General features: G+C 54.1%; 9 protein-coding genes. 1 reads left to right on the top strand and 8 read right to left on the bottom strand.

What is annotated here, in order from left to right; genetic code table 11:
• Positions 1-217 precede the first annotated feature (217 nt).
• Entirely contained in the window at positions 218-763 is a 546-nt protein-coding gene (locus EU557_RS08105) for a hypothetical protein (RefSeq protein ID WP_135529894.1), read from the top strand.
• 194 nt (positions 764-957) lie between these two features.
• On the opposite strand, the gene EU557_RS08100 is transcribed toward EU557_RS08105, so the two are convergent.
• From EU557_RS08100 to EU557_RS08065, 8 genes are all read right to left on the bottom strand, one after another.
• Positions 958-2,265, bottom strand: a complete 1,308-nt coding sequence (locus EU557_RS08100) for a M28 family metallopeptidase (protein ID WP_210116008.1) — start codon at positions 2,263-2,265, stop codon at positions 958-960.
• Positions 2,265-2,672: a VanZ family protein gene (locus tag EU557_RS08095; protein WP_135529893.1), complete on the bottom strand. Its 408-nt coding sequence runs from the start codon at positions 2,670-2,672 to the stop codon at positions 2,265-2,267. Before EU557_RS08095 ends, EU557_RS08100 begins: the two co-directional genes overlap by 1 nt.
• Positions 2,673-2,691: 19 nt before the next feature.
• Positions 2,692-3,072, bottom strand: a complete 381-nt coding sequence (gene gcvH / locus EU557_RS08090; protein WP_135529892.1) for a glycine cleavage system protein GcvH — start codon at positions 3,070-3,072, stop codon at positions 2,692-2,694.
• A 195-nt stretch (positions 3,073-3,267) separates the two neighbouring features.
• Complete coding sequence (sov, locus tag EU557_RS08085; RefSeq protein ID WP_135529891.1) at positions 3,268-10,629, bottom strand: T9SS outer membrane translocon Sov/SprA; 7,362 nt, start codon at positions 10,627-10,629, stop codon at positions 3,268-3,270.
• A gap of 240 nt (positions 10,630-10,869) precedes the next feature.
• Positions 10,870-11,475 (bottom strand): Holliday junction branch migration protein RuvA, encoded by a 606-nt coding sequence (gene ruvA / locus EU557_RS08080; RefSeq protein WP_135529890.1) that lies wholly within the window; start codon positions 11,473-11,475, stop codon positions 10,870-10,872.
• A gap of 228 nt (positions 11,476-11,703) precedes the next feature.
• A complete protein-coding gene (locus EU557_RS08075) occupies positions 11,704-13,512 on the bottom strand; it encodes a DUF885 domain-containing protein (RefSeq protein ID WP_135529889.1) in 1,809 nt (602 codons plus the stop codon).
• 108 nt (positions 13,513-13,620) lie between these two features.
• Complete coding sequence (locus EU557_RS08070; RefSeq protein WP_135529888.1) at positions 13,621-15,894, bottom strand: NADP-dependent malic enzyme; 2,274 nt, start codon at positions 15,892-15,894, stop codon at positions 13,621-13,623.
• 245 nt (positions 15,895-16,139) lie between these two features.
• Positions 16,140-18,137 carry a LysM peptidoglycan-binding domain-containing protein gene (locus tag EU557_RS08065; protein ID WP_135529887.1) on the bottom strand — a complete coding sequence of 666 codons (1,998 nt, stop codon included), beginning with the start codon at positions 18,135-18,137 and terminating at the stop codon, positions 16,140-16,142.
• Between the last annotated feature and the right edge of the window lie 11 nt (positions 18,138-18,148).

Here is an 18,148-nt window from a genome sequence, read left to right as displayed (position 1 = left end):
AATGGATAATTCTTTAATAGCTAAAACCGTCTGATTACGTTTGTCGTAGCTATTTCGCATAGTAAGTACGGCTACGGATAAGGTCGCTAAACTATTTTTTTTCAAAGTACTTGCGGTTTTAAAAATTGCACGTAAATTGTGTTATCCAAACAGAGTGCCTCCACAGCCTCAGAACGCAGATCTCCTTTTGAATTTCACCTTTTTTCAGTCTACAACTATGAAAAAAGCATTACTCGTAGCCCCTGTTTTTTGCCTGATGCTATTGCTGATGGCTGCTCGTCCCTTCGCTGAGGTTGAACTGATCAAGAAGCGCGTGCTCAGCGAGCGAGTAGAAATTCTTATCCCCAAGGGATTTGAAGTGATGAGCGAGCAGCAGATGGACTTTAACTATGCTAAAGCCCAAAGCCGCCCAAGCGTTATCTACACGAACAGCAAGGAAGCCAGCATCGCTTTCTCGTACACCGACAACACGGCCGATCAGGATATGATCGATATGTATGCCGACAACTTCTACAAGATGTACTCTAAGCAGTACAAAGAGGCCAAGTGGTTCAACCACGGCGTGAAAGAGGTGAACGGCCGTAAGGTTGGTTACATGGAATTGATGAAGCCTGAGCTAGGCCACGAGGTATACAACCTCGTATTCTTCACCGATGTGGAAGGCAAATTGCTGATGTGCAACTTCACTTGCGCTGACCGTCAGAAGCCCGAGTGGGAAAACGTTGCTAAGCAAATCATGACCTCGTTCAAGACGAACGGTTAATAGTAGGCTGAGCTACTAGCTTTTCACCACTAAATAAAAATCGGCGCCCTCCAGCTATCTAGCTGAGGGCGCCGATTTTTATTTAGTACTAGAGTCACGTGCGCAAAGCCATTCCTACAGTAGCCTTAAGAACAAGGGATAATAGTCTCTGCTCGAAAATGGGTTAGCAATGAGTCTATTTACGTATGGGAACTCTAGCGAGAGCTGGCTCCTAATGCGTTAAGGAAGTCTCGTAGCAGGCCAAATGCTCCTGTGAAGCCAGTAAGGGGAAGAGTAGCTGCTTGATCATACACATCGTGATAAGCGGTTGGGCCACCACGGGTGTAAAGAAAGAAGGCTGGAACTCCGCGCTCCGAAAAGAAGTAATGATCGGAGTTAGCGGCTCGGCCCCTGGCGGCTAGAGAAGGAAGGTAATGTCCGGCCTCGTTCAGCGTAGTGAGGAGTTGGTATTGCTGCTTAAATACCCGACCATTCACTACCGTAGCGCCCTCGGCTCCCGTGCCCAGTAAATCTAGGTTAATCAGGAAGCGTATGCGCTCCAAGGGCATTAATGGGTGATCTACAAAATAGTTAGAGCCTACTAAGCCCGCTTCTTCTGCTCCAAAGGCAATAAATACCAGAGAGTAATTCGGGCGGTTCTCAGATCGGGCATAGTGGGCTGCTAATTCTAGGAGCATGGCAGTGCCACTAGCATTATCGTTCGCTCCTGGGAAATACGTGCGCTGGCCTAGCATCCCTAAATGATCGTAGTGAGCCGTTACAACCAAGAAAGAATCTGGTTGGACACGCCCTGGTAAATAGCCGATCAGGTTCTGGGTTTGATATGCGGGCTGTAAAACAGCATCAAGCTGTAGCTTGATATTACGGGTCTGTGCAGGCCAACTTTGCGCGAGTACTTGCACTTGCGGTTGGGGCTGCTGAGTAGGAGCAAGTGAGGCCGTAAGCTTTTTGGGTACAAGCGTAACACGAGCCGCGGCCGTTAACAAGTGAGACTGCAACGCAGCGGGCAGCTGAGCGAGCCGATTTGCATCATGCTGGTGCAGCACCAGCACCCGCTGCCGGAGGTTGGTGGAGAGCAGATGCTGCTGGGCAGCCTCCTGGCTGAATACGAGGGTGTCGAGTTGGAAAACCTGCCCCGTTATGGCACCCGGCCCTGATGCTGGTTCCGCAATAAAATCATAACCAGGCCGGAGCGTTTTGCCATCAACATGCAAAGAGGCGCGCTTGGGAAATGTGTTGATGGGTAGCGAAAACGGCTGGCTGTACCCCGACGCTAGCGGTTGTAGGCCTATCTCCGCAAAGCGCTTCTGAATATAGGTAGCTGCCAGGTGTTCCCCCTGCTGCACATAGCCACGCCCGTGTAAGGCGGGCGAAGCCAAGGTGCGGATAGTAGCCCGCGCCCGATCCATATTCTGAGCTGCTCCGGTTGTGGCCTGGCCCCAAGCTAGTACAACGGCCGCGGCTACTAGGCGGAACTCACCAAAAATACCGGGCCGCCGCATTATCGCCAGAAACGACGAGTGACATACATAAGGCCTAGGCCTATGCCAGCGCCAATTGTATCGCTTATCAGATCAGACCATTCGCCGTGGCGGCCCAGCTTCATAGTCATCTGCAGTATTTCGATGATGGCTCCGAATGCGATGCAGGCTAGCAATACCAGGCCCAAAGCATGTCGGCGCAATGCAAGCCATGATTCTTGACGGCCCGCCGAGAAGTACGCCAACACGGCCAACACGGTGAAAACGCCCGCATGAGCTGCCGTGTCAAACGACAACAGCTGCCAGTCCGGAGTCTTGGGCATTTCCTCCGATGGCGTCAGAGTCAGCACTAACACCAGCGCCGCCCATGCCAGCGGCAGAGCCACAAAGGCTCGACGGCGGGGCAGGGGCGGCGCGGTACGTAGCATACGCAATAGAGAGGAGGGCTTAAGCGCCTACCAGTTCGCCGTAGGCTTCAGCAGTCAACAACGACTCCAGCTGGGCAGGGTTGGCAATCGACATCTTGATCATCCAGCCATCGCCGTAGGGGTCGGAGTTCACCAACTCGGGGCTGCCGTCGAGCTTTTCGTTGATCTCTAGCACAGTGCCAGAAATGGGGCTGAAAAGGTCAGATACCGTTTTTACGGCCTCTACCGTCCCGAACACTTCGCTCTCGGCTACTTCCTTGTCGAGGGTATCGATGTCCACGTACACGATGTCGCCAAGTTCTCTCTGAGCGTGGTCGGTGATGCCGATGTAGGCAACGTCACCTTCCACACGAATCCATTCGTGTTCTTTCGTGTACTTCAGGGTGGCAGGCAGATTCATGGGATGCGTTTTTGGAGAAATGGGGAGTGAAAGCGCTGTGGCGCGATGGTTCAAAAGTAAAGCTTAAATGATGGAATGCCGAAAATGTTCTTAGGAGAATTCGCTAGGCCACTGGTTGCAAACCACAGTAGGCTCCTAAAAAGAAGCCCTACCTGGCCTAGGCCAGGTAGGGCTTCTACATGCATTAGCTGCATCTTATTGTGAAAGACTATAGCGCAACTGAATGCCACCTTCTGTGGCCGTGTTCTTATACGCATTCTGTACCCGAGGAGTGGTGATGTTCTGGGTAAAGAAGAACTGCAAGTTGAGCCGTTGGTTCAAGATATAGTCAATAGTGGGGCGTAGCTGCATCTGCCGAGTGCCGTTGGTGGTCTGGCTAGATGAGCGTCCGAGGTTGGTATCGGTTACATCCAGAATGGCGCGCTGGACGGTATAGTTGTCGCGAATGCTCAAATCAAGCCGGACGTTTATCTCATTGCGCAGCACCTTCTGTTCACCCCCAATGCGGAACGGTACTCGAAGGCTATTGGTCACATACCCTAAGCGAAAGACCATTTCCTTGGAGCGCAATTCGGTTACCTGGGCGTTGGTAGTGTTGAGGCCTAGGGTACGATCTACGCGGTACTCTATACCGCCAGTGGTTTTGCCGGTGGTCTGGAAGTTCAGACCGATGAGCGGAGCCAGCCGCTCAGCAATGGTCACTTGTCCAATAACGTAGTATGGAATATACTGGCCGCTATTGTTGGTTAGATATGGTAGGTCTGGCTCCCGAGTGTAAGAAGTGGCTGTGGTGTATCCGTTTATGTTGTAGCTGGACGTGTAAACATGGTTGAAAGTAATGGAGCGGAAATACTGCTGCATGAACGGCAGATCAGCGAGGCCATTGTATTCAATTGTCCAGTTCGGGATAGGCAGCAGAGAGAAAGGATCAAATTTCTTGGCCTTGTAGCCATCAGACGATTTGCCTCGGTAGGCGTCTAGAAAGGCCGGCAGCAGGACATCCTGTGAGTTGTATCCGTAGCTACCGGGGTTGGTATTAGCCGCTTCTAACCGCTCGCGTACAGCGGCTCGGTTTTGCACGAATCGGTTGAATGCTTTAGACGTCTCACCGCTGGCATTTAAATCGCCGAACAAGGTTTGAACGGAAATGAAGGAAGTGCTAAACGTGCCCGAGCCCAGCGGGTTGCTGGCCTGCGGTCCAGTATTAGGAATGGGCGTCAGCTTAACTTCATCTATGGGAAGACGGTAAAATACCTCCCGGTTGCGCACCAGCTGGCGGCGTCCATCGAGGCGGATAATGAAGTTGCGGAACGGCTCCAGAGAAGTGCGCAGCGCCAGGTTCTCGGTTAGCAATGAGCTAAGAGGAGTATTCAAATATTGGCTGCTGTCAGTGTACCATCCGCGTGAGTAGGCCCGCTGGAAAAGTGCATCTAAATCATACTGCTTACCGAGCAAGAAGGGCACACCCGGAGCATTGAAGTCACTGTTCATGCCGAAGAAACGGGTGCCTGGTAAGTAGCCTGGTAGTAGCGTGCCGTTGCTGCGGGTGTACGTGAAGTTGAGCGAGCGGGCCGTCATTAAGGAACGCAGAACGGCTTTGAGTACCCGCAGCTCGGGACCTTTGGCTGTATCAGCGGCTGCCGGATCAGTCTGGGACTGGCCTGGTAATCCTTGCTTCGGCCGGCCTTTCAGGCTTTCGTCAGTACCACGAGGCGCGGGTGGAGGGGCGTTGTTGATGATATTGAGGAAGCGGACCTTGTTGTAAAGCTTCACCAAATCAATTTTACCATTCGCGCTCAGCTCTCCGTTGTTCTGAATGGTGTTACCAAGGTTGAATGGGGCAGTAGCAGTGTCGGCTAGGTTACCGGGGTTGATAGGGGCCCGTAACGCTGTGGAGGCCGCTTGCCAAGTATAGTTGGCTGCGTACCGGGCGTCGGCTGAGAGCCAGTCGGTGAGCGGGAACTTGTCTAGGGGGAGGCGGTAGGTAATAGCAACCGTTTGGTTGAAATTGGTAGTGCGGCCGCCGCGCTTAAACAGATTGTCGCGCAGTAACTCTCGGTTGCGCTTCGAAATATCATCGCCACCAATGGTGCGACCTGGGCCTTCATCTACTACTGAGCGGTTAGTGGCTGTGTAGTCCAACGCTAGAGCCTTCGTTAGATCCCAGCGCATATCGTAGATGCGGTTAAAGAAGAACGACTTCTGGAAGATGCCCGGGATACCGTCTGTCACGGGAACCTGACCGGGCTCCAACGTCCGCTGTAAGAACCGCTCGTTGTAACGGCGGTCAATATCAGCGCGGAAGGAGAAGCGCGAGGGGAGGGGAGTAAAGTTTACCTCCTGCAGCATCTTCAGGTACGGCGAGTCAAAGGCCTTCACCTTGGCCAGCGGCGTGTAACTTTTGGGCACTGTCTGGTACACGTAGGCCAGAGCGCCCGTGTACGTGCGGGTATAGTCGCGGTCGGTCCGAATATCAGTGTGTAAGCGCTCCGTGTAAGAGTAGCTTAGTGCAAAGTTTTCAATGTCGTAGGGGCGTACCTTCTTCTCAGGGTTGGTCCGCTCCTTGCGCACGTTTAGCACGTTAATACTGCGCTGGCTGGTTTGGTCAACTACCTCTTTCCGGTAGGCCGCTTTCTCTTCGCTGGTCTCAAACTTCTGTAGCGACTGCTCTAGCCTCGTGTCCGGGTCAAGTGGGTCATACTTGGGGGCCCGGGTTTCTACGCCGGCCTGAACCAGCACCGGCACGCGGAGGCCTAGCTTCTCTGGGAAAAACTTGTCGGCCGCGATAGTGGCGTTCAAATCACCACGGGCAATATTGTCGATAGAGCGCTGCTGAGGCCGGTCTTGTAGGCCACCAAATCCAGTAGTAATGTAATTGCCCGTAGCCGTGATGTTGGCTACGTCGGCCAGTTTAGCATTGAAACGCGCCGTAGCGGCCCAGCCGCTTTCGTTCTCGAAGTCGAATACTCGCAATTCATCCGCCCACAGCGTCAGGGTCTTGGGTGCATTGTCGTCACGCGGGTTCAGCATGCCAATCATCACGCCCTGTACCGCTGAAAGGTCAGGGTTACCCACTACTGTTATCTGAGCGCGGGTAACTGGGTCTACTATAAGGGTATAAGGGATGGCGTAGTCAATAGAGTTGGATGCTGCCTTATTGCGCGCCGACTTGGCATCAACGAAGGCTTGGAAACTCAAATCAATACGGTTTTCTATAGGCCAAATTGCATCCTGTGTAGTAGAGCCAGGCTGTGTAATGGTCAGCGGAACAGAGTATTCGTAATAGTTCTGCGTGTAGTCAGTACCGATGCGCACAAAAGCGCGCACCTCGCCACTCTGAACAGTGCGGTCTTCGCTTTCGGCGTGCAGGAACATGCGCAGGCGCTTGTAACGCAGCATGTTCAGGGTCACGTTCTTGTAGCTCGCCTTAGCAAATCCATCACGCAGGCCTTCTACCCGCAGACGTAAGCTAGACTCGTTCTGCTGGCGGTTTACGGTGCTAGAGCCAAATTCACGGTCCCGGTTAATGCCGGGCGGTAGAACGTAGGGAATAGCATCGGCGGTGGGGGTATTGCTAATACCGTTTTCCTCCAGGTTTACCGTCGAAATATCGAAGGCATCAGCGTCCGTGTCAGGGCTGAGTACTGGGCCCGGCTGCTGAATCTTATTGAGGTAGCGGCGCCACTGGTTGGCTACAAACTGCGGCTGTACCATGCGCAAAACCGTTGGCTGCTCCCACTGCGTGAGATACATGCGCAGGAATCGGATCGACTTGAAACCAAAGTCTTTGCCATTGGGCGTACCTACAACGCCGGTAGGCTGCCGAACCGGTATACGAAACTGATACCATGTTACATCATCATCGTTGACCTTAGATGTGACTTGATCGACGATATAGTTCTGGCCTACCGCGAGCTGGCCAGGGCGTAAGTTTAAGCGGTACTCGTAATAACGCTCCGTATCGGAAATAACGTTGTCGCGGTTCAGATCTTCCTTATCAGGATAGGCTGTGGAGCTGAGCTGGCTGCCTTCAGGAGAGTTATTCTCTAGGCCATTATAATCCTTGTAACGAGCCAGAATTTTGGCATCGGCCTGATCGAAGCTGGGGTCGAGGTGGTGGCGGAAGTTATCTGCGGCCGGGTCAGCAAAGCCGGCATAAGGAGCCGGAACACCCGCTAGGCCACGTTCACCATCATTGTTTACGCCATCTAGCCCTACGTCCTGACGAGCACGAGAACCGGCAGCGGCGTTGAACGCATCGGTAAGGAAAGGCTGACGCGACACCTGCCCCCAAATTGTTGGAGTTACATCCGATAGGTCATCGGTAGAGGGCAAGCCATTCTCAAATTCGTGTCGGTTGCCATCCTTCAGTACATCCTCCGACACGGAGCCCAAGTTGATGTACAACTCACCACCCGTGGTGTTGGGGGCGTTGTGGCCATCAGAGTCGGTAATGTTTGCTAGGCCATCCCGGCTGTTGATGAACGGGTCCATCATCCAGAACTCTAGGTACTCGATGTTGGCATTGTCGAAGTCGGTATCAAACGTGATTTCACGGGAAATGCCACCGAAACGAGCTGCGTTAGCCGAGCCTGCTACATTGGAGAACCGACGGCCATTGGTGCTGGGATCTACGTTAGGCGTGTAGTTGTACTGGCCACGTTCATCGGGGAAGTAGGCTAGGTCCAGGGAGTACTCGTAGGCATTGCCGGTGGTACCCACGTCACGATTAGGGAATATCTCCGTCCGCTTGATACCGCGGATATAGTGGTTGCGGATATCGTTGGCACCGATGTTACGCGGCCGGGCTGTACCACCAGTATAGTAGCTCTGATCAATAGAGTACCACGCCAGTTTCGCCCGGCGGTAAGCCGACTCTAGGCCAGTTAAGTTGCCTCCTAGCGCGGGAGGTGTAGCCGCCAGACGCCACGTGGTGGCAGAGTTAAGGCCACCAAGTGAGTAAGGCGTGCGGGAGTTCTCAAAATCATCAATGTAGGAAACCCCGGGCTCTCCGTTGCTCCCCAGCTTGGAGCGACCCGGTAAAAGCTGCGCAAATTCCCCACTGAATGCCACTGAAGATATTTCTTTAGTGGAAATAAAGGGCAGCATATCCAGATACTTCGTAATGGCCCGCGACTCGCGCCGAGCATTCACGTCGAACCCGTAGATGGTGTTGTTGCCAGGCTCGTCGCCAATGTTTACGCGGTTGATACCAGGGGCTTGGTTCTCGAGCAGGTGAAGTACTGTAGCGCCAAAATTCACATCAGGGCTCAGGCGATAGTCGAAGCGGGCGCCCACCAGCTTGCGCGGCTGCACCTGCACTAAGGCATTTTTCTCAAACTGTACCCGCAGCTCGTTTGCTGAGTTGAGGTAGCTAGGGTTGAGAATTTTTACAATAGCTTGATCATAGAATACCTGATAGTCGATGCCCTCTTGTAGCAAGGTGCTGCCTGCATACACCCGCACGGAGCCCTGAGCCACCCCGATACCGGGTAGGCTGATTTCGTTGGTAGCGGTGGCCTGAAATCGGCCGCGCAGGAAGAACTTATCCTTTTCCTGGCGCTGCTGAGCATCACTCTGTATCTGGGTATAGAGCTCCCGATACACGTATTTACGGGCCAGCTCTCGCTCGGCTTGGGCGTTGCCACCGGCCACGCCAGTAGTATCGAATTGGGCAGCCAGGTAATTGCCGAATGGCTGTACCTGCGGGAAAATGATCTTGCCTAGCTCGGTATCAATTGTGATGCCGGGGAAGAAGTCAAAATTGCCGTCAGGGTTACGGTCGTTGTTGGGGTTTACATTGTCGAGGTTCAGGACCTCAATCAGCGGCCGGTTCTGGATTTTGGCCCCTTCCTTCAGGGATATCAAGTCGACGCCCGTTACGTCGTCCTTGTAAACGATTTGGAGCTGGAAGTTGTCGCGGTTGAGCTGGCTGGCGTTCAGGGCATAGATGTTTTTCATCATCAAGTCCCAGGTCGGCAGGTTGCGGGTTTGCAGGTTGGCGTTGCCCGTTAGGTTTACGCTGGCGTCGCTGGAATCCACTAGGCCTACGGCGGGGTTGGTGGCCTTCAGCATCTTCAGGAAAATCACCTGATCCTGGCCTACATTGGCGTAATCTTCCACCGTCTCGCCCACCTTGTAGGTCTTGCCGTTGTAGATGTACTCAAACGACACACCCAGCACCTGCTCCGGGAGCAGCTGCGTGTTTAGCGAGATATAGCCCAGCTGTGCATTAAAGGTGTACTCGCGTGGGTCCAGCTTCCGGGCCCGAATGTGTTCGTAGTCTACGTTCTTGGCAAGGCCTAAGGAGTTTAGGTAGCCTTCTGTAGACAAATCATTCCGGGCCTCGGCATTAGGAGAGTTAGGCCTGATGATGCTCCCAAAGAGTGTATTGGCCGAGTTGTCGGCGGGAGTGTTAGGGCGGGTAGGTTGTTGTACAAACTGACGGCGATAGGTCCGAACCGGCTCGGCTACGTCCATGAGGGTAACCACGTTGCGTAGGTTATCGCTCTGTCGGTTGTCGTTGGTCACGTATACTTCCAGCCGCCGGATTTCTACCCCGCTCTGCACTGTAGGCAGGTTACGGAGGGCGGCATCATACCGGTCGCGGAAAAACTGCGATAGGAAGTAGTGCCGGTCGCGCTCATACTGGCTGGCTTTGAGCTCAAATTGCCGGCTCTGCCCGCCGTTCTGAATCCGGACTTCATCGGCCTGCCCGCGCAAGGTGCTGGCCACGGCCGTAACGCCTAACCGCCCAAACTGCAGCTGAGTTTTTACGCCAAACAAGTTCTGCCCGCCCGTAATGAGCGAGTTATTTAGGGGCAAGCTCACGTTACCCAGCTCTACCTTCCGAATGATATCGGTATCGAAGCCGGTGTAATCGAGCTTCATATTATTCTCGAAGTCGAAGGCAGCGCGCGTATCATAGTTGAAGCTCAGCTTCAGCTTCTCCCCAATCTGACCGGTTAGGTTGAGGTTAATGTTCTGATCGTACTGAAAGTCGCCGACACGTTGCTGCCGCAAAGTAAGCGTGGGGTTTTCATTGCGGTTGAAGCGGGCACCCATCCGTAGCGTCACGGCACCTTGCGGACGGATATCGACATAGCTACCCCCAAAAATCCGGTCGGCCATGGGGCCGAGGTAGATTTTAGGAATGAGACGCTGGCTAGCGGGCGTATTGGGGCTGCCGGCTACGCCCCCATTGGAGCGCTGCCGGAAGTAGTTTCGAACGGCCTGCTGCTGCTGCCACCGCGAATACTCCTCAAAGGTCATGCGGCTAGGGTCGCGGAAGTCTACTTCCGTACCCACCCGTTCCCGAATATCGAAGTTCTGGAGACTGTCGTCGGGCTGCACGTCTAGGTTCACGTTGCCGGGCAGCGGCAGTACCAGCGGAGAGCGACGGCGCTGCGGCGAAAACGGCGTGCCAATGCGGTCCTGCGGATTTACTTTGGGGCGCCGGCTAGGCCGGTAGCGCACCGTATCAATGCGGGGCGTGTCGGGAGAAACCGCGTGCAAACCCCGAGAACCGCCCGGTAGCCACGCCCAGAGCTGACGCATAGCAAACGGTTCAGCTAGTGTGCTGTTCGGCTTTGCTTGCGACCACCAAGCCACTAACGATACAACTGTTACCAAAGAGGTAACAAGAGACTTCTTACCGGTATTCAAGCGTCAATAATCCGTCGGAAAGGGGAGAGGAGATAGTTGTTGTAGGCCAGTCGAGGCAACCTTTCTCCCAGAACCCAGTATATGAGGGTGCAGAGTGAGAGGCGCCCATGACAGGCCTACAACATCACTGGCCTAATGAGACTTAAGAGCGAATTTAATCAATTCCTCCACGCTCAGATCGTTGCCGTGCTTGTGCTGAATTTGGTCGAGAGTCTTCTCGGCCGCAGCCCGCGCAAAGCCCAGCGTTACTAGAGCGGCTAACGCTTCAGCGCGGTTGGTATTGTGTGCCCGCGCCAGAGGTACGGTATCAATTCCTGCTTTGGCCAGCAACTCATCCTTCCGCAGCTTGTCTTTTAGCTCCAGCACTACGCGCTGAGCTGTTTTGGGGCCTACGCCCTTGATGCTCTGAATAGAGCGCACATCTTCCTGCACAATAGCCTGCCGTATTTCCCCAACGGACATGGAAGACACCATCACGATGCCCGTGCCGGGGCCAATTCCCGAAACGGAAATCAACTGCATGAACAAGGCTTTCTCGTTGGGGTCTAAGAAACCGTACAGCGTTTGCCCATCTTCTTTGATGTGCTGGTAGGTATAGAGTTTTGTTTTCTCGCCCTCGGCGGGCAGTTTGGAGTAAGTGGCTAGCGAAATCCGAACTTCGTAGCCCACGCCCATAATATCAACAATAGCAAGGGCGGCGTCTTTGTAGGCAAGTTTACCGTCGAGGTAGGCAATCATGTGGGAAAGGGATAAAGAGCAGGCACTGCTCCTAATGTAGGGAGCGGTAGAATAGAAGTGCCCGCAGCATGTTCAAGAACCAGTTGTTGGTCTAGCTGAACAACACGGCGCAATTGGGTTTATATCCCAAATCTACTGGCTTTTTGCTCAAAAAAATTGGTTTTACCCAAGAATCGTCCTCCCAGCAACTGCAAACCTCCGGCTCAGAAGCTTCTGCTGGCCTAGGGCCTACGCCGCCTTGTTTTTCTGCTCTATGTAGGCATTCACTACCCGCTCTAACAGGCTCAGGGGCATGGCTCCATTCTTTAGCACCACCTCATGAAAGTCACGCATATCAAACTTGGGGCCTAGCGCCTGCTTAGCCCGCTCGCGCAGCTCCAAAATTTTGAGCATGCCCATCTTGTAGGCGCAGGCTTGGCCGGGGTTCACAATGTAGCGCTCAATCTCAACCACTACATCAGACTCAGCTTGGCCGGTGTGGGTGCGCATGTAGTCAATAGCTTGCTCGCGGGTCCAGCGCTTGTCATGGATTCCGGTGTCTACCACCAAGCGCACGGCACGAAACAGCTCCGCCTGTAAGCGGCCTAGGTTGTCGTAGGGGTCTTGTTCAAAGCCCAGTTCCCAGGCTAGCTGTTCGGCATATAGCGCCCAACCCTCGGAGAAGGCGGTAAACGGAATAACCGTTCGAAAAGTAGGTAGCCCCTTCAGCTCTTGGGCCGTACTGATTTGGAAGTGATGACCCGGAATACCTTCGTGGTAGGCTAGGGTGCGCATACCAAATTTGGGGGTGGCCTTTATATCGTAGAGGTTAGTGTAAAAGGTGCCGGGGCGGGAGCCATCTTGGGCACCAAGTTCATAATACCCACCAGGGGCTGTTTTCTCCTTGAATGCTGGAGCACGCTGTACATCCAGCGCTGCTTTCGGGCGGCTATGGAAAGCGGAGGCCATACCTTGGTTGACCTCGCTTAGAATTCGCTTGTAGTCCGTCAGAATCTGTACTCGGCCCGAGTCTGTATCGGGGTACAGAAAGCGCGGTTCCTCATTTAGCTTCGCCATAGCTTGGCCCGGGCTGCCGCTGATACTTTGGGCTTTCAGGATGGTTGCCATCTCGGCCTCAATACGGGCTACTTCCTTGAGGCCTAGTTCATGAATTTGATTAGGGGTAAAATCGGTGGTGGTATTTTGCCTCAGGCAGTATGCGTAGTATGCGGCTCCATCCGGAAATTTCCACACGCCCGCATCTGTAGTGGAGCGGGGGCGCAAGGCCGTGAAGTAGGCTATCAGAGAGTGGTAGGCCGGATACACGGCTATCTTAATCTGGGTGTTGGCTTCGGTTAGCAGCTGAGCTTTTTCGGCCTTATCCAGTGTATTTATAGCATTCAGCTTCTCCGCGAACGAAGTATATAAGATGTTTTCCTCGGGCTTCTGCGCCACGAAGCCATTCATTTCCGTCAGTACTTTATCAATAACGAAAGTAGGGGGCACTACCCCGTGCTGCTCCCGAATCTTGAGCCCTTCCAACACCTGCGCAAACTGCGCTTTCACCTTGCTCAGCCGAATGGTATAGTATTCGGCATCGCGCTGGTTGTGCACTTGGTGCTTGGTGGCCATAAAGGTTGGGAAACCGTTCTGAACCCCGAACAGCTGGTTTACGGGGTAATCGTCATACCGAAACTTCTCGCCCTCATTGGCGGCTCTCATGTACCAGTCCAGAATATCGTATGATAATTTCTGCTGCGCATCAAAGCCGGTGGTGTCATAACTGTGCAGTATATCCAGGTTGCGGCGTAACCGCTTGGCCTGCTTGTCGTGTTCAGCCTCTGAGTAGTCGTCTAGCTTTTTATTATGAGCTTGGATGCCTAGCGGCTCCACTAAGCGAAATGTGGAAAGCAACTGTGGCATGTCAAACAGCAATTCAGCAAAAACCCGCTCGTAGAATAGGCGAATGAACACGGGCTTAAACCACACTACATTTACTACAAAGGCCATTAACAGCAGTAATAGTAGGCCAATAACACGAAGTAGAGCTTTTCTCATGCTTCAAGTATAGAGATAAGGCGCTGTAATACAAGTAAAAGCCCTCAGCGCCAGCGGCACTGAGGGCTTGATAGTTTCTTGCCAGAGCGGTAAGTGGCCTAGCGAAGCTTAGAGGCGGTTATGCAGGGTTTGCGCATCTACTACCGCAATAGAGGCAATGTTCACGATTTCGCGGACGGAAGCACCCAACTGCAGAATATGCACTGGCTTGCGCATGCCCATCAGAATTGGCCCGATTACCTCCGCGCCGCCAATTTCCTGAATCACTTTGTAGGCGATGTTGCCGCTGATTACGTTCGGGAAAATGAGGGTGTTGGCGCCGCCCTTTGAGGCCAGCTCTGAGAAAGGATACTGCTCTTGCAGCAACTGAGGGTTCAGGGCCGTGTTGGCCTGCATTTCCCCATCCAGAATCAGATCGGGGTAACGCTTTTTGGCTAGCTCGGTAGCTTTGCGCGCTTTATCGGGCAGGTCGCCGGGGTTTGAGCCGAAGTTGGAGTAGCTAATAACAGCCATGCGCGGCTCGGTATCGAAGAAGCGAACTGCCCGGGCTGTTAGACCGATGATATCTACCATTTCCTCGGCCGTAGGGTCGATGTTTACGGTCGTATCGGCAAAGAAGAAGGGGCCTTTCTTATGCTGGATGATGTACATACCCGCCACGCGCTTTACCCCGTCTTCTACCCCAATTACCTGTAGCGAGGGTAAAATCGACTTGCCGTAGTCTTTGCTTAAACCCGTGATGAACGCATCGGCCTCACCGGTTTCCAGCATCATGGAACCAAAGTAGTTTCGCTCCCGAAGCAGGCGGCGACCTTCGTAGAGGGTAATGCCTCGGCGCTGGCGCTTCTCATAAATGAGGTTGGCGTATTCCTCGCGCTTGGCATCATCTTCCAGAATATCAATGATCTGGCAACCTTCCAAATCAAGGTTGTTAGCCTTGGCAATCAGATCAATCTTCTGGCGGTTACCCAGCAGGATAGGATGCGCAATGCCTTCGTCGTGCAGAATTTGCGCCGCTTTGAGAATCTTGTAGTTGTCGCCTTCCGCAAACACCACCCGCTTGGGGTTGGCCTTGGCGGCCTGGGTCATGCGGTTCATGAGCTTCTGGTTCACGCCCAGGCGGTTGCGCAGCTGATCCTCGTAGGCCATCCAGTCTTCAATCTGGATGCGGGCCACGCCGCTTTCCATCGCGGCCCGCGCCACAGCTGGGCTAATAACCGTAATGAGGCGTGGGTCGAGGGGCTTGGGGATGAGATAGGTGCGGCCGAAGGTGAGGGTGTTATCACCGTAAGCCTTGTTTACCATATCCGGCACGGCGTCTTTGGCTAGCTCTGATAGAGCATGCACCGCCGCCAGCTTCATGGCCTCGTTGATTTCCGTAGCCCGCACGTCTAGCGCCCCCCGGAAAATATAGGGGAAGCCCAACACGTTGTTCACCTGGTTAGGATGGTCGGAGCGACCAGTGGCCATGATGATATCGGGCCGAGTGGCCAGGGCCACTTCGTAAGCAATTTCGGGGTCAGGGTTAGCCAGCGCAAACACGATGGGGTTATCGGCCATCTTTAGCAGTAGCTCGGCCGGCAGTACGTTAGCCGCGGATAGGCCTAGAAACACGTCGGCACCTTCCATCGCCTGGGCCAGCGTGCGGATAGGCCTAGTGGTAGCAAAGTGCAGCTGCATGTCGGCCAGGTCGGTACGCTCCGGGGTGATGATGCCGTCCTTATCAAACACTACCACGTTTTCTACCTTCAGCCCCAAGGCTAGGTACAGGCGGAGGCAGGAAATGGCAGCGGCGCCGGCGCCACTTACCACCATTTTAATCTCTTCGATTTTTTTTCCGACCAGCTCCAGGCCATTGAGCAGGGCCGCCGATGAGATGATAGCTGTGCCGTGCTGATCATCATGCATGAGCGGAATGTTCATCTGCTCACGCAGGGCCGTCTCAATTCGGAAGCATTCTGGCGCTTTAATGTCTTCGAGGTTGATACCTCCAAACGTAGGCTCCAGCGACTTCACAATCCGGATGAACTCATCCGGGTCGGTGGCATCAATCTCAATATCAAAGCAGTCGATGCCCGCAAACTTCTTGAATAGTACTCCCTTGCCTTCCATTACTGGTTTAGAGGCATCGGGACCAATATTGCCTAGGCCTAGTACGGCCGTACCGTTGCTGATAACACCAACCAGATTGCCCTTAGCTGTGTACTTGTATACGTCGTCCTTGTTAGCGGCAATTTCCTTGCAGGGCTCCGCTACGCCAGGCGAGTAGGCCAGGGCCAGGTCAAGCTGGGTGCTGACGGGCTTAGTGGGCACTACTTCTATTTTGCCGGCGGGCTCCTGAGAGTGGTAGTTCAGGGCGTCCTGTTTGTTTATTTTAAGCATACGCGGGTGGCAACGAGTGGGTACTCCAGAGGAGTTTAATAAAGCAAGTTGGGGCGAAATCAGCCGGAATCAAAGTTTAGGCGGCTTGCCTACCAAATAGGCGGGCCTTGAACCGCAGCGCCACCAGCCACAAAATAGGTGGCCTAGAGTTGACGGTAATTGGCTAAGTATGAGTGGCACATTTACACAAAAAGGCGGATGCTACTGCTAGCATCCGCCTTTTGTGTGTTCTGATCAGTAAGAGCTTAGCCCGCTACCAATAGCTTCTGGCCTGGCTTCACCTCATCAGATTTTAAATGGTTGAGCTGCCGCAGCTTCTCTACCGTTACACCCTGATAACGACGCGAAATGTTGTAAAGCGTATCGCCGGGCTGCACCAGATGTACTTTAGGATGCTTCGGCATCTTAGGTGCCGCTTCCTTGGGCTCGGCTGATGCGGTGCTACGAGCAGGCCTAGCTGATGCCAGAACTACGGTAGGGGCCACGTCTTCCTTCTCTTCCGTAGGATGGAGCACGAGCTTCTGACCGGGTTGGACGACTTCTGAAGTCAGGTGGTTCCAGGCCATTACCTGAGCTACCGTTAGGTTGCGCTCCCGGGCTATTTTCTCAATAAAGTCGCCGCGGCGCACGGTATAGTCGTCTAGTACAGGGCTATCAGCTTCGGAAGTACTGGTTGCTACGGGAGCAGCTTCTGTCCGGACTGGCCTAGCGGGCTTAGCGAGCCGGGGCGTTTCGGCCTTGGCTACTACAAGTGGAGCTTCCTCCTCTGTGGCGGTCTGAGCTGGGGCAACTGCTTGGCTTACTGAGCGGCCGGGTGGTGTTTGTGCAGCTTCAGGCACCCGAATGGAAGCCGGACGCGCTGTACGCGCAGCCACGGACGCCTGCTCTGGGGCAGGCGCTTGCTTGATTGGTACAAAAACTACCAGCTGACGGCGCGACGCTAGAGACTGACCTTTGGAAAGTTCATTCCACCGTCGGACTTGAGCCGGAGTTACATCGTAGCGCTCCGCTACGGCGGCTACAGTTTCGCCACGGCGTACGGTGTGGCGCACCCGTCGGAATCGTGGGGTGGTATCTACGGCAGCTTCGCGGGGAGCCCCCTCGGCTAAAAGGCTGCGTGTGGGCAGGGGTGTTACTCCTAGCAACGGAATGGGGCGTGGTGCTAAGGGAGCAGGTAGTTCAGCCATTGGCCGGCAGTAATCAAATAGGGTAGCCCTATCAACTAAAGCCAGAGCTGGCCGCACAGAAGTAGGCAGTTGCACCGCATACGGGCGGTAACCCTCTGGGAGCCAAGGCTTGCGCAGCTCCGGATTAAGCCGGGCCAGTGCCATAGAATCGGTGTAGCCACAGGCGCGTGCTAGACGGGTAAGGTCGAAGGCCCGACCACCCAATTGTAGCGTATCCATTGGCTCAGCATGCTGGTAGCGCAAGGTAGCGTCGTGCAACTGGTGTTCCTGCGCGTGCTTCATGGTGTACATGATAGCCGTGAAGGTGGGCACGTAGTTGCGAGTTTCAGCGGGCAAATTGGGGTATACCTCCCAAAAAGTCTTTTTACCGGTTCGGCGCATAACCCGCTGCATATTACCAGCTCCCCAGTTGTAAGCTGCCAGCACCATCTCCCAGTCGTGGAACACGCCGTACAAATACCGCAGATGCTTACAGGCAGCTTCTGTGGCTTTCTCGGGGTTCATACGCTCATCCACCCAATCGTCGCGACGCAGACGTAGGTCGTTGGCCGTAGGCCCCATAAACTGCCACAAACCCGTTGCGCCCACCCGTGACTTTGCCGTCGGAATCAAAGCTGATTCTACTACGGCTAGATATTTAAGGTCTGTGGGTAGGTTATACTTGGCGAGGTACTTTTCAAAAAGCGGGAAGTACATGTTCTCCCGCTCCAGTACCCGCTGGGTATAGGAACGTTGGCGCTCCGTGAATAACCGCACAAATGCTAGCACCGAAGCATTAAATGCGTGCGGTACGTCTGTTTCAAAGCAGCTTACTCGGTCTCCTACTAAGTCCCGCAGTTCTGGAGGCGTACGCAACCAAACTAACCGAGCCGAATCCAGGGGAGCAGGAATAGCTACCAAAGAGTCGGGAAGAAGCTCCAGCGTTACTTGTGAAGAATCGTTGGGCTGCGCGCTGGCATTCTGGGGAATCTGAGGACGAACCTGGGCAACACTGGTGTGGGCTAGAGCTGCCCCAACCAACACCGGAGCAACAGCGCGCAGCAACAATTTCTTCATCGTATCTCCAA

The sequence above is a fragment of the Hymenobacter wooponensis genome, assembly GCF_004745865.1.
Lineage (GTDB): Bacteria > Bacteroidota > Bacteroidia > Cytophagales > Hymenobacteraceae > Hymenobacter > Hymenobacter wooponensis.
Note: the sequence above shows the minus strand (reverse complement) of the source record. Positions and strands in the feature narration are given on the sequence as shown.

Coding starts and splice junctions, on each gene's coding strand:
- EU557_RS08105 (WP_135529894.1), top strand. CDS start 218: ATGAAAAAAGCATTACTCGTAGCCCCTGTTTTTTGCCTGATGCTATTG.
- EU557_RS08100 (WP_210116008.1), bottom strand. CDS start 2,265: ATGCGGCGGCCCGGTATTTTTGGTGAGTTCCGCCTAGTAGCCGCGGCC.
- EU557_RS08095 (WP_135529893.1), bottom strand. CDS start 2,672: ATGCTACGTACCGCGCCGCCCCTGCCCCGCCGTCGAGCCTTTGTGGCT.
- gcvH (WP_135529892.1), bottom strand. CDS start 3,072: ATGAATCTGCCTGCCACCCTGAAGTACACGAAAGAACACGAATGGATT.
- sov (WP_135529891.1), bottom strand. CDS start 10,629: ATGCGTCAGCTCTGGGCGTGGCTACCGGGCGGTTCTCGGGGTTTGCAC.
- ruvA (WP_135529890.1), bottom strand. CDS start 11,475: ATGATTGCCTACCTCGACGGTAAACTTGCCTACAAAGACGCCGCCCTT.
- EU557_RS08075 (WP_135529889.1), bottom strand. CDS start 13,512: ATGAGAAAAGCTCTACTTCGTGTTATTGGCCTACTATTACTGCTGTTA.
- EU557_RS08070 (WP_135529888.1), bottom strand. CDS start 15,894: ATGCTTAAAATAAACAAACAGGACGCCCTGAACTACCACTCTCAGGAG.
- EU557_RS08065 (WP_135529887.1), bottom strand. CDS start 18,137: ATGAAGAAATTGTTGCTGCGCGCTGTTGCTCCGGTGTTGGTTGGGGCA.